The organism is Vibrio sp. dhg (genome assembly GCF_003443775.1).
Lineage (GTDB): Bacteria > Pseudomonadota > Gammaproteobacteria > Enterobacterales > Vibrionaceae > Vibrio > Vibrio natriegens.
Genome location: NZ_CP028943.1, coordinates 2,491,134 through 2,504,881, shown reverse-complemented (window position 1 = coordinate 2,504,881; position 13,748 = coordinate 2,491,134). Strand labels below are relative to the sequence as shown.

7 protein-coding genes and 2 pseudogenes are annotated in these 13,748 nt (G+C 46.0%); 8 read left to right on the top strand and 1 reads right to left on the bottom strand.

What is annotated here, in order from left to right; genetic code table 11:
* Nucleotides 1-337 precede the first annotated feature (337 nt).
* A pseudogene (locus DBX26_RS11535) lies at nucleotides 338-1,414 on the bottom strand (IS4 family transposase); the annotation flags it as partial.
* A 289-nt stretch (nucleotides 1,415-1,703) separates the two neighbouring features.
* Here DBX26_RS11535 and DBX26_RS11525 point away from each other — a divergent pair.
* The 8 genes and pseudogenes from DBX26_RS11525 (at nucleotide 1,704) to DBX26_RS11490 (ending at nucleotide 13,691) form a co-directional block, all read left to right on the top strand.
* A pseudogene (locus DBX26_RS11525) lies at nucleotides 1,704-2,732 on the top strand (IS630 family transposase).
* A gap of 79 nt (nucleotides 2,733-2,811) precedes the next feature.
* On the top strand, nucleotides 2,812-3,009 hold the full coding sequence (locus DBX26_RS11520; RefSeq protein WP_025499879.1) for a hypothetical protein: 198 nt from the start codon (nucleotides 2,812-2,814) through the stop codon (nucleotides 3,007-3,009).
* Nucleotides 3,006-3,785, top strand: coding sequence for a cellulose biosynthesis protein BcsQ (bcsQ, locus tag DBX26_RS11515; protein WP_097371336.1), 780 nt, complete (start codon nucleotides 3,006-3,008; stop codon nucleotides 3,783-3,785). Before DBX26_RS11520 ends, bcsQ begins: the two co-directional genes overlap by 4 nt.
* Nucleotides 3,786-3,788: 3 nt before the next feature.
* A complete protein-coding gene (bcsA, locus tag DBX26_RS11510; protein WP_118119221.1) occupies nucleotides 3,789-6,422 on the top strand; it encodes a UDP-forming cellulose synthase catalytic subunit in 2,634 nt (877 codons plus the stop codon).
* The gene (bcsB, locus tag DBX26_RS11505) at nucleotides 6,412-8,697 is read left to right on the top strand and encodes a cellulose biosynthesis cyclic di-GMP-binding regulatory protein BcsB (RefSeq protein WP_118119218.1); all 2,286 of its coding nucleotides are present in this window, start codon (nucleotides 6,412-6,414) and stop codon (nucleotides 8,695-8,697) included. The genes bcsA and bcsB overlap by 11 nt, the downstream gene beginning before the upstream one ends.
* On the top strand, nucleotides 8,697-9,803 hold the full coding sequence (bcsZ, locus tag DBX26_RS11500; protein ID WP_118119216.1) for a cellulose synthase complex periplasmic endoglucanase BcsZ: 1,107 nt from the start codon (nucleotides 8,697-8,699) through the stop codon (nucleotides 9,801-9,803). Before bcsB ends, bcsZ begins: the two co-directional genes overlap by 1 nt.
* Entirely contained in the window at nucleotides 9,794-11,467 is a 1,674-nt protein-coding gene (locus DBX26_RS25800) for a tetratricopeptide repeat protein (RefSeq protein ID WP_216826651.1), read from the top strand. Before bcsZ ends, DBX26_RS25800 begins: the two co-directional genes overlap by 10 nt.
* Nucleotides 11,433-13,691, top strand: a complete 2,259-nt coding sequence (locus tag DBX26_RS11490; protein ID WP_216826650.1) for a cellulose biosynthesis protein BcsC — start codon at nucleotides 11,433-11,435, stop codon at nucleotides 13,689-13,691. The genes DBX26_RS25800 and DBX26_RS11490 overlap by 35 nt, the downstream gene beginning before the upstream one ends.
* The last annotated feature ends 57 nt before the right edge of the window (nucleotides 13,692-13,748 follow it).

The window sequence follows — 13,748 nt, the reverse complement described above, 5'->3', positions numbered from 1 at the left end:
TACCTCTATCAATCACACAGCATCATACCGCCTGATAACTCGTGTAGGCGGTGGCGACATTTCAGCCCATAGATGCGGGTTAATCAGTTCATGTTCTTCATCCGTCCAATACTCAGTCTAGAGGAGCATCTTGGCTTAACGAGTTCGCCTCACTCCCCGTTGTCAGCGGGTTACATCACCTTACCAGCATCGGTAAGTCACTGCCGCCCAGACTCATACGCTGTCACAACCCAGCGCAGCCACAGTCTGTCAACTTCATGTCTCGTAATCTGTGGATTTCAGATAGACTCGTGGTTCAATTTAAGCGTCCATGCTAGCCCTGAACTCCGGGCACACTGTACGTGATATCAATCGCCCAAGCTTGGTTTGGGTAAGTGACTTCGATATCACGCAACAGGTAGGGATACACCTTGTGTGCTTTGTTAGCCAGCGTCGTTTTGGGCTTGGGATAAATCGCCCCAACCCCCATATCGCGCATGAGTCGAACAACACGCTTACGATTAACGCTATGGCCCTTTTTAGCCAGCTCAGTTCGAATGCGCCGACTGCCCATAAACGGATACTGCAGATGAATTTCGTCAATCATACGTCGTAACGTGATCTCCTCAGCAGAGAGTCCGATGGGCTGATAGTAAGCGGTAGAGTATATTTTCGGTGATGGATGATGGCAGTTAGTTCGTGTCGAGCGTTGGTTTTTTCTGCCTTTAGGTAACGACTTATAGAGTGCCATGTGGCAATGGATTGGATTGCTCTTAGTGAGTTTTTTGTAGCCTAAAGTTTTAGGTCTACTGGATGCCTGAGTGTGCAACTTACTGATTGGATCCCAGTTCTCAGAGCCAAGTTCAGCAAACTGAACCTTGCCACGTATTCTACCTAACCAAAACCAACCATGCTTTTCAACGGATTTGAACCAAGGCACCTTAAATCCAGCATCGCTGACGATGAGAGGAGTGACATTAGGCGGTAAGATGCTGGCCAAATCCGCTAGAAACTGGTCATGTGCTGATTTAGAGCATTGCTCAGATAAAGGAAACGCTTTTTCATAGAGAGTGATAGAGCGGCCATGGAGTGCAATGGATGCCCGTAACGCCATCAATCGTTTGTGTTCACGAATATCAGACCAATCGACTAAGACCACGGGCATGGGATTGCCTGAACAAACAAAGCTGGCGTGCCATCGATAGACAGCAAGACGTTCTTTATGTAGGTGTCGGTTGCCGAGTAATCGGTCCATGCGCTTAATGTTGTGCTTTGTTCTCGCTTGGTTGGGCAAGTTGCGTCCAAGTTCAGTGAGTGTCAGTTTTTTGCTATCGAGCAAAGCCCGACAGGCCAACATTAAGCTATTGAGTCGCTTTAAGTGGAGTTCAGGGCAGAATTGGTAAAGAGAATCGTGTAGGATATTGAGTTCGCACATCTTGTTGTCTGGTTGTTGTTTTTTGGCGAAATCATTTGATCACATGACAAGATGTGTATCCAGCTTAAATTGATGATTTTTCTTAAAATCATCAGGGGATTCCTCAGAGTCAAACATCATTTAGGGATTTATTAATTATGTGAACTATAAATAACCCTGTTCACATTCATTAGCATTCTGTAAATATGAGACGCATAGGTCGATGCGTCAATTTTTCAACAATGGAATTTATACCCGTGATCATTGAAGATGCTTGATTTTTCCTTAAAGCAGGATCATGCTACGCACCATGAAAATAATACTGACTCCTCAACAGAAACAACAACTCGAAGTGATGCACGATTCAACTCGTGATGGTCGAGTGCGTGACCGCATCAAAGCGGTTTTACTTGCGTCTGAAGGCTGGAGTCAAACGATGATTTCTCAAGCGCTTCGTATTCATGAATCGACCGTTGCTCGTCATCTCAGTGACTATGTCCTCTCTGAAAAACTTAAGCCTGAAAATGGTGGTAGCCAGAGCCGACTTTCTGCTGAGCAAACCATGCAGCTTATCGAACATTTATCTGAGAAGACGTACTTTCATACCCATCAAATAGTCGCTTATGTGAAAGCCGAGTTTGGTATTCGCTATACCGTTGCAGGCATGAACAAATAGCTACATCATCACGGCTTTTCATATAAGAAGCCGAAAGGTGTACCGCACAAGTTTAATCCAGAGATGCAGCAAGCCTTTATCGAATACTACAACGAGACGCTAAGAAACAGCGAAGACCCTGTGTTATTTATGGATGCCGTTCATCCTACGCAGTCAACAAAACTCAGTTATGGCTGGATACGTAAAGGCCAAGACAAAGTGATTGAGACAACAGGCAGTCGAACTCGTCTTAATATTATCGGTGCGTTACCGCTTCAAAATATTGGCGCAACGGTGACAGACACGTATGACACGATAAACAGCGAGAGCATTGTTCGCTTCTTCTGGAAGCTCAAAAAGGAGCATTATCCGTTGGAGCAAAAAGTTCACCTAGTGCTTGATGGTGCCGCCTATTATCAGTCAGAGTTGGTGAAAAATGCGGCAAAAGTGCTCAATATCGAGCTTCATTACTTACCGCCTTACAGTCCAAATTTAAATCCAATAGAGCGGCTTTGGAAAGTGATGAATGAGCATGTGAGGAACAATATTTACTTCTCCTCCAAGCCAGAATTTACTTCAGCCATCAAAGAGTTTTTCGATGTAACGTTACCAGAAGTTGCAGGTACACTCGTATCCAGAATTACGGATAATTTTCAGATATTGAAACCTGTATCTTCAAGTTGAACGGGTATATACTGCAAAGAGTAACTGGCGGGATTGCCATTACCGCAGTTTAAACACCGTTATATTGTGAAAAAATGTTATGACTGAGTCTGCAAAAGATATTAATTCGATCTACTCTTCTTATAACTTATCTCAACATAAGTATATTGAAACAACAGAAAACGAGTCTTACGTGCAAGCTAAAAATAAGTGGTTGGTCTTTCAAGCCAACAGTGCTCGTAATGCTCTGCCTCAAGTGCGTAATAAGCAGAAAGGTTTAGAAACGGAAGCGATATGAAACGCCTTCTTTTTGTTAGTTTAAAAGGTGGTTGTGGCTCAACTACCGTCGCTGCGAACTTGGCACAAGCATTAGTTAAGATAAACAAACAGGTACTGGCCATTGAGGTGGTGCCTAACAGTTTACTGCAAACTCATCTTGGCTTGCCCCAGGAAGAGAAAGATGGCTGGGCGAAACAACTTCTTTCAGATAAACCTTGGACCCAGGCTGGTTATGAAAGCCCACAAGGTGCACTTTTTTTACCGTTTGGCCATCTGAATTCTGAGCAGTTAAAAGCGTTCTTTAACGAGCGTTCTCACTACCTATCAATGCTAGGTGAAATGACGTTGCAAGTGAGCGAAAACCGTGGTGAGCAGTGGCTGCTTTTTCACGCCGACTTAGCAGAGCTTACTGATCCTGAAGTGCGATCTTTTGTCGACTCAATGGATATGATTGTGGTGGTGGTAACGGCAGATGCCCTGAGTTATCTCTCTCTTCAATCTTGGCTACAACATGAAGATCTATCGAGATTGCTTCGCTCTGACAAATTACGTTTTTTGGTGAATAAGTATCTGCCAGAAACCGAAATTGGTCGTGATTTCATGTTGGTGCTGAAAAAGGAACTTAGCGAATCGTTGATTCCTGTTTCGATTCATCGAGATACGGCATTGCTTGAATGTGTGGCAAACCTGACGACCGTTCAACACTATTCGCCATCGAGTCAAGCCGCAAAAGATTTTCAGTCTTTTGCTTTTTGGTGTGTATCAGCGTTATCAAGCGCTCAGGACCAAAGCTAATTTATGCGAAGTCTTAATTTGATTTTCCAACGCTGGGTAGTGGACCAATTCAGACTACAGAAGAAAGCTTACGAGCAAGTCTGGAATTGCAAAACAAACTGGGTTGGTGAGTGTGCTTTGTCTTTTTGGTTTTCATTGAGCTTTGTATTTTTAAAGCCGGTTATTTCGGGTGTTCCCTCATGGAAACTGCCTTTGGTTTACTATCCAAACGTTAATTTTGCTGCGCCGAGATGGTTTGATCCTGTGCGTTTTGTTATCCAATGCGTGTGGTTACTTTGCTTCAAGCAAAACGTAAATACAGCATGGTCCAAAAAAACCAGCAGCTTAGCGATGACTTTAGCCGAACAAATTCGCAATGCGTTCTACTTGCCATTTGAATTGGTTGCAAAAAGCGTCCGCTGGTTAGAACAGACAGCGAACAACATCAAAGATCCACAAGTTCGAGAGCGTATTAAAGCAAGTAAGTCAGCGATGGCGTTGAACTACACCTTGCTGTTTTTCGTGGTGTTAATCGCTTTGCTGTGTTTTACGGTGCCATTTGGTTATCAAGCTCAGACTGTCTTTGTGTTGTTACTCTGGGCATTAGCGATGATGGTTCGTCGCATGCCGGGTCGTTTTCCTACCATGCTTTTGATCATCTTGTCGGTTACGGCCTCATGTCGATACTTGTGGTGGCGTTATTCGTCTACCCTGAACTGGGACGATCCTGTTGCTTTGTTTCTAGGGGGCGTTTTACTTCTAGCTGAGACGTATTCTTGGATTGTGCTGATGCTTGGCTATTTCCAAAATATCTGGCCATTGAATCGCAAACCAGTATCGATGCCACCGGATCAGTCAACTTGGCCAACTATTGACTTGATGATCCCTACTTACAACGAAGATCTTGATGTCGTGAAAGCGACGGTTTATGCCTCGTTAGGTGTCGATTGGCCGAAAGACAAACTCAACATCCACATTCTGGATGACGGCAAGCGTGATAGCTTCCGAGATTTCGCCAAAAGTGTAGGGGTGAACTACATCCGCCGCCCAACGAATGAACATGCGAAAGCTGGTAACATTAACTATGCGTTGAAGCAGACCAGCGGTGAGTTTGTTGCAATTTTTGACTGTGACCATATTCCTACACGAGCATTCTTTCAGCTCACAATGGGGATGTTCCTGAAAGATCCAAAGTTGGCGCTTATTCAGACGCCGCACCATTTCTTCTCTCCGGATCCTTTTGAGCGTAACTTATCGAACTTTCGTAACGTGCCAAACGAAGGCAACTTGTTTTACGGCTTGATTCAAGATGGTAACGACTTATGGGATGCAACTTTCTTCTGTGGCTCGTGCGCTATTTTACGTCGAGAGCCTTTAGAGGAAGTCGGTGGTATTGCAGTCGAAACCGTGACGGAAGATGCGCACACTTCTTTGCGCATGCACCGTTTAGGCTATCGTTCTGCATATCTTAAGCAGCCGATTTCTGCTGGTTTGGCGACAGAGACATTGTCTGCACACGTTGGGCAACGTATTCGTTGGGCTCGCGGGATGGCGCAGATATTTAGGGTAGATAATCCATTGACTGGAAAGGGTCTTAAGCTCTCTCAACGGCTTTGTTACGTCAATGCCATGCTGCACTTTCTATCTGGTATCCCGAGGATAGTATTCCTGATCGCACCATTGGCTTATTTGTTGCTACATTCCTACGTGATTTATGCGCCAGCGCTGGCGATCATTTTGTACGTATTGCCTCATATGATCCACGCGAGCATGACCAACTCTCGTATGCAGGGTGACTACCGTTATTCGTTCTGGGGTGAGGTATACGAAACCGTGCTTGCTTGGTATATCGCAAGGCCAACAACGGTGGCTTTGTTTGCACCCCATAAAGGGACATTCAACGTAACGGCAAAAGGCGGTTTGGTTGAAAAATCTCACTACGATTGGGTGATCTCCCGACCATATTTGGTTTTGGTTGCACTCAACATTCTGGGCTTTGCTGTAGGGATTTACCGAATGGGGTGGGGGCCTCAAGACGAAATCGGTACGGTTATCGTGAACCTCGTTTGGACGATGTACAACTTGTTGATTTTAGGTGCCGCTGTCGCCGTTGCGGTAGAAGCCAAACAAGTGCGAAAAGATCACCGAGTAGAGGTGGCGATTCCTGTCGCGGTAAGGCTTCACTCGGGGCACTTGATTCAAGCGCAGATGAAGGATTTCTCTTTGGGTGGCGTGCGCATTGAAATAGACGGAGTCGATGAACCAACCTGTGCGTACCTACTTGGCCAAACCTTAGAAGTGATCCTCAATCGCGGTGGTCAAGAATTCGTGTTCCCGATGACGGTTGCCTATGCTCATAAGGGGATATTTGGTTTACAACTCAACGAATTGTCTCATCAACAACAAATCCAATACGTCCAATGTACATTTGCACGTGCAGATACGTGGGCGAAATGGCAACAAGGCTATCAATCAGATAAGCCTCTATCGAGTATGCAGGCTGTACTGCAAGTCGGCTTTAATGGATACAAACGCTTGCTGCAACATTGTCCTAAGTTTGTTCAGGCCAGTGTGGATGCACTTTTATTTTGTATCGAATTTATTTGGTCACTAAGACCTCGTTATGTCCCAATCAGGACCTCAAGTCATGCTAAATAATAAAAAACTAACGGCGTTGACGACGGCTATCACTCTCATGTGTATGTCGGGCAGTCTCGCGGCACAAGAAGTAAATCAGCATCAACCAACGCTACTGGCACAGCAAGATGCTGAGAGTTCGACCGTATTTAAGCGCGTCATTCCATTTAGTCAATTGGGTTACAACGGCTCAATTGATATTCAAGGCAGTGAGGACAGTGCTTACATAGGTTTCGGCTCTCGACTCGATGAGGTGGTGTCAAAAGCCACGTTGCACTTTGACATCACACCTTCACCAGCCTTGCTCTCTTTGGTTTCTCACGTCAAAGTGTATTTGAACAACGAGCTTATGGGAGTGACGTCAATCGTCGATGGTCAGCAAGGTAAAAAGTTGAGCTTATCGATGCCGCTGGATACTCGTTACTTCAGCAACTACAACCAAATTCGCTTCGAGTTGATCGGTGATACTCAGAAAATATGTTCCAACCCGAATGACCCGAGCATTTGGGCTGAGATTAGCCAAAGCAGCCGAATTGAAGTGTTTGCCCAAAAGACATTACTGGAAAGTGACTTGAGCTTGTTGCCTGCACCGTTTTTTGATGCGCGTGACTTTAATCAGTTAAATCTGCCCATCGTAATGGGCAACAAATACGATCTGGACGAAGTCAAAGCGGCCGGGGTCTTGAGCTCTTACTTTGGTGCTCTTGCGGGTTGGCGTGGTGCTCAGTTCCCTTTTAGTTTCGACAGGTTACCTAAGCGCAATGCCATTGTCTTTGTTACCAATGACAACAAACCTGAGTTTCTGAGAGATTTTCCAGATACGGACGGACCTCGTCTTCAAGTGATTACTCACCCAACTGACCCGTACGTGAAGCTTCTCTTGGTGATTGGTCGTGACAGTAAGGATCTTAACGTTGCGGTGCAAGGTTTAGCGTTGGGTAACCAACTTCTTACTGGGCCAATCGCGAAGATTAGTAAAGTCAAACAAATCAAACCACGAGTCCCGTACGATGCGCCAAACTGGGTGAGTACCGCTCGTCCTGTTGCATTATCTGAGTTAGTCGAACAAAACAGTATGCTGCAAGTGGAAGGTCGAACGCCTCCTCCAATCAACGTGAGTTTACGCTTACCACCCGATCTCTTTACTTGGCAGAGCCGTGGCATACCGATGGATCTTAACTATCGTTATTCGCCACCTGCTGTGGATCATTCTGGTTCTCGTCTGACCTTGAGCATCAATGACCAGTTCATTGAGGCGTTCAACTTAACCACAAAAGGCCAGGGTGGTGAGTCTAACCGTGTGCGTGTTCCTTTGTTAGATGACAGTATTCTGAGTGGTGATGCGCTTGTTCGTATTCCGGCCTTTAAGGTTGGCAGTAAAAACCAAGTTGAGTTTGAGTTTGGTTTTGCGTCGGTGACTGATGGGCAATGTCAGGTGACGCAGCCAAGTAAGCAATACGCGGTCATTGATGGTGACTCTACGGTTGATTTTAGTGGTTTCCCTCACTACATCGAAATGCCAAATATGCGCGCTTTTGCTACTTCTGGCTTCCCTTACACACGCATGGCCGATTTGTCAGAAACTGCGATTGTTGTTCCAGAGAGAGCGCCAAAAGAAGTGTTGCAGACCTTCTTAAACGTCATGGGCTCGTTAGGAAGTGATTCTGGGTACCCAGGTATTCAGGTGCTTTTGACAGATAAATGGAATGCTGAGCAACTAAAAAATAAAGACATCCTGACGATTGGTGTTGTGGATGCACTAGAAGAAGCCGCTAATAACCCTGACCAAGTTAACTTAGTGGTTAAAGAAGGTCAGAGACAAATTCGCCTGCCAAGCAAAAATGAAAAGCAGCTCGGAATGAACTGGATGAGTCCAAGTGATGCTCGTCAAGTGGCCGCGGATTATGTTTCTGTTGAGGCAGAAGGCTCTTTTGCTGCTATTTATGGTGCAGAATCGCCATTTACGAAAAAACGCAGCGTCATTTCTATTATGGCGGCTCACCCGTCAGATTTTTCGTCGGTTGATCGCGCGTTGGCTGACTCCGGTAAAGTGGAGCACATGTTTGGCTCGGTGGTGACGTTGAGAAATAACGAAGTAGCAAGCTACAACGTGGGTTCGCACTACTATGTCGGTAAGCTTCCTGTATGGCAGCTCGTTTGGTATCACTTCTCTAATCACCCAGTCATCGTTGCGTGCTTTGCCGCCTTGCTAGTGGTGATCGTAACCATTGTGCTTTGGCGCGTATTACGTCAAGTCGCGTCTAGACGTTTAGAAAAAACTGAGGAAGAGGAATAATGAAAAAACTCATCTCGTTCCTTATGTTGTTCGTGTCTCCTTACTTGTGGGCTAACACCTGCGAGTGGCCACAATGGGAAACATTTAAGTCGGTATACATGGAGCAAGGCCGAGTCGTTGATGGCAGTGACGAGCGTATGATTACAACCTCAGAAGGCCAATCTTACGCATTGTTCTTTGCCTTGGTTGCCAATGACCCTAAAACCTTCGATCAGGTTTTAAAATGGACTCAATCACATTTGGCTGGTGGGGATTTGACGGCAAGGCTTCCTGCTTGGTTGTGGGGAAGAAAAGAAAATGGTCAGTTCGGAGTCTTGGATTCTAACCCAGCGTCAGATTCTGATTTGTGGATAGCTTACTCCCTTGTTGAGGCGGGGAGATTATGGAATAACTACTACTATCAGACCCTTGGACATCTGATCGCGAGTCGTATTTTACGTGAAGAAACCGTCAACATAGCGGGAGTTGGAACGGTATTGTTGCCAGCTCCAACGGGCTTTGATGCCGACGGCCAGTACCGTGTGAATCCGAGTTATGTTCCGTTACAACTGATTGCTCGTATGCAGTCGCTGTACCCGCAATACAACTGGGACTCAATGTATAAGGCAAGTGTTCACATGCTAGAGAAAACGATGCCAGCTGGCTTTAGCCCAGACTGGGCAGTATTGAGAAATGGTCGTTATAGCTCAGATGTGGTTACAGGGTCGGTGGGCAGTTACAACGCGATTCGCACTTATCTCTGGGCTGGCATGTTAAATGACCAAGTTTCAGAAAAAGCAGTATTAGTACAAAAAATGCAGCCGTTTGTCGCGGCAACCAAAGCCCTTGGTGCGCCAGCGAGAGAAGTAAATACTGAAACGGGTAAATATACCCAAGCAGGAAGCGCAGGTTTTTCTGCTGCGGCTCTTCCGTTACTCGCGGCTTCTGGTGAATCTACGCTGTTGGAGACGCAGTTTCGTCGTGCTCAAAATGAACTTGTGGTGGACAAAAACGATCATTATTACGACAACGTATTAAGTCTATTTGGGCTTGGTTGGCATGAAGAACGTTACCGTTTTGGTGTGCAAGGTGAATTGCTTCCTGTATGGAGCGAGAGATGTCAGTAACAGGACGCGCGTTATGGTGGATTCCACTGGTTGCTTTGGCGACTGGTGGCGTCGGCACTGTGCATGCAGAAAGCTTTAGTTCAAAACCTCTGACAAAGTCGCAGCTCGCACAGGTCTACAAACCTATCGAGCTGGTTCAATTTTCCACATCATTAGCACGAGTTGACTCGGTTGAGTGGTTAGTTGAGCAGCTAAAACTAGCAGATGCGATTGGCCGAGATGATATTGTCGAGAGTACTCTAGAGAGGCTGTTCGCGATTGAAGAAAGCAATCCAACGGGGCTTTTCTATCAAGCAAATATGTATCTGAAACGTAAGCAGCCAGAATTAGCAAAACCCGTATTTGAGCGCTTAATCAGGCAGGCGCCTCATTCGCCTCAAGCGAAAAACTTGTCATCGATTATGGCCATTCAGGGAGAGAAAAGAGCGGATTATCAGCGCGCCCAGTTGCTTGCAAAATCTGGTCGTTACGATGAAGCGATTCAAGCTTACAAAGCTCTTTTTCCAAATGGAATGCCATCACCAGCGTTACAACTTGAATTCCTACAGTTGCAAAGTAATTTGCCTGGCAGTTGGAGCTCGGTAAAACAGGGACTGGAACGTTTAAATGCAAATTATCCTAGTGTTCCGTATTTTCAACTCGCGTTAGCCAACCACATTCGCAAAGAGAATCCTGCCGATCCATGGATTCTCGATACCTATAAAAAGTTAGCGCTTGCTCCTTCGGTTGGAACAAATGCGGCAACGTCGTGGTTGCGTGCATTGGATCAATTGCCTATTTCAGATCAAGTTGTTCAGCAATATGCCATTTTAGCTAGTTACTACCCGTCTGACATGGAGATTCAAAGAGCGAATCAAAGCGCGAAAGATCGCTGGAAAAAGGAAAAGGAACTACGCAAAGACCCCACCTATCTCGCTAAGCTCAAAGGGTTAACGTTGCTCGAGGAAGATAAAACCGACCAAGCAGAAGCTCAGCTGCGTTATGCGTTGACGACTCGTCCGCGAGATCCTGAATTGCTCGGTGCTATGGGTAAGGTTTATCTACGTAGAGGGCAGCAGCAAAAAGCGCTCGAATACTTTAAACAGGCTCAGCGCTTAGATCATAATCCTGACTCGGCCTCAAAATGGGCAGCGCTAATCGAGACGTCTCAATATTGGGCGTATCTTGATCAAGGTGATGCCTTGGTCGAAAAAGGCCAGTTTAAGCAAGCAGAAAGCGTTTATCACAAAGCGATTCAAGTAGATAAATCCCAACCTTATGCTTATTCATCATTAGGCTCTTTGTATCTTGTACGAGAAAATTATGCCGCGGCAGAGAAGGTTTTCAAACAAGCTTTGCAACTGGACAGTAGCAATAGCTCTGCATTGCGTGGTCGTTTAGATGTTCGTATTCAGCAGCAAGATTGGTCTGGCGCGGAAGCACTCGCGCGCAGTTACTCTGCCCCACAGCAAAAAGTGGTCGCGGAAAAAATAGCGAGCATCAAGTCGGAAGTTATTTTGACTCGTCTGCGGATCGCAATCGCTCCAGCAGCAAGATTGGTCTGGCGCGGAAGCACTCGCGCGCAGTTACTCTGCCCCACAGCAAAAAGTGGTCGCGGAAAAAATAGCGAGCATCAAGTCGGAAGTTATTTTGACTCGTCTGCGGATCGCAATCGCTCAAAATGATCAGGCAACGATGAAAGCGTCCGTAGAGGGATTGATAGCGCTACAACCAACCTCCCCATGGTTAAGGCTTGATATTGCTGATGTTATTCATTCAATGGGCGACAAAGTACGCGCGGATACGCTGATGTCCAATTGGGCTACATCTAGTAATGACCCTGAAATGAAATTTGCTTACGCGCTTTATCTCGCGCAGGACTTCAAAGTGAATGAGGCCATCGCTGAGCTAGAGAGCATCGCACAACATGACATGACAGACGCAATGCAGCGCAATTTAACTCGCTTGAAGCTTGATGCTCAGTTGAGAGAGATTCAAACGCGTTACTTAGCTTCTCCTGAATCAGTAACGGCGACATTACGTGCGCTAGAGTCGGATTATCAAGGTCAAATTCAACCGCTCGCTCGTCTAGTGAGTGCGTGGTTAGACATTGATGAAGTTAAGGAAGCTGAGAGGATTTTCCAAAGCATTTCGTTTGCAGAAGATTGGTCAACCGATGACAAACTGGCTTACGGCAGCATGATGGTAAGCTTGAATCACTTTGAAGATTTTGATAGTTGGTATGCGAGCTTAGCATTAAATTCCGCAACACAAGATTTAAGTGCTTCGGAAGCATTACAGCTTGATGAACTCAAAACCCGTCGACTGTTGAGTCAAGCGGATCTGATGCTGGTTAATCAACAGCCTAAGCTTGCGTTGGATTTGTATGAACAAGTTTCTTTAAAGCCTGAGCCATTTAAAACTCAAGCAGAAATTGGCATGTTGCAAGCTAGTGCTTTGACTGGATATGAAGCGACGTATCACGACATGCACCTCATTTTGAATAAAAAGCGCGATAGCTTAACTGCGGCACAGTTGATGACAGTGGCCGCGGTGTTTAATCAACAAGGCTATCGAAATGACGCTAATGCGCTAAATCAGTTGTTGGATGCGATGCCTGATGCTGACGCATTAGCATTTCGCAATAGCATGTCTATAGCAATGGAAAATCAACAGTGGGCGTTAGCTGAAACACGCGCCTATCAAGCCTTAAATCGTGACCGAATGGATAAAAATCGTGAACCTGAAGAGGCGAAAAAAGAACCCCTAAGCTTACGCGAGCTATATGATACTGCTGACGACTACTGGTTGACTCGTAACGTCAAATCGGACATCGATAAACTGCATGATCGGAGTGATGGGCATGTCATGATTGGCTGGGATTACAGTGCACGAGATGGCCGTAATACTTCGAATCAAGTGCCCATAGAAGCCCGAATCCCGATAGAGAGCTGGGATGGGCACCTGTTGCTAAAAGCCGATTATGTTTCTATCGATTCAGGTCAGTTGGACTATTATGAAAAAACCACCGATTCTGACAGCACTTCGTTCCAAAATGACGCATCAGGTATGGCATTTGGAGTGGGCTGGCAGGCTGAAGATTGGTTGGTCGATATCGGCACGACACCAATTGGTTTCGACCATACCACATGGGTTGGTGGTGTGCGCATCAATGGGGACCTGGGTGAGTTCGGTTGGACGGCAGAAGCTTCGCGTCGCCCAGAGACCAGTAGCGCGCTTTCTTATGCTGGAATGTCTGTCCCTAGCGGCACGACTGACCCTCAAGGGACTAAATGGGGCGGAGTTGCTCGTACTGGTGTGAAGTTGAGCTCAAGTTGGGACATTGGTGGCCCTTACGGCTTTTGGAGTAGCTTGCAGTATCATGTTTTGACTGGTGAAAAGGTTGAGGACAACACTCGTTTAGGCGTGCTAGGTGGAGCTTACTACAAGTTAATTGCAACGGATGACCAGCGTTTAAGTATAGGTACGAACTTAATGTACCTTGATTACGACAAAAATCTGGGTGAGTACACGCTAGGTCACGGTGGCTACTACAGCCCGCAAAGTCACTTCTCGGTGTCTTTACCTATCAACTTTTATGGCCGATACAACAGTTCTTGGTCATATCAATTGAGTGCATCCGTCTCTAACTCTTGGACTAAGGAAGACGCGCCATACTTATCGACAGTAGCGGAGTCAGACAAAGGTGGTGGTTTTGGTACGTCGTTGCAAGCGGCGGTGGAAAAGCGAGTCAGCAAACGTTGGTATCTTGGTGCGTTAGTCGATGTACAACGTTCTGAGTTTTATACACCAAACCATTTCATGCTTTATGCCAAGTACACCTTTAATGATCGTTGGCAACCAATAGAGTATCCGCCAGCAGCACCAACGTTGTATAGCGACTTCTAACAAAAAACAAAGGCCGGAAATCCCGGCCTTTATTGTCTTATTTTTAGAAGAACTCTG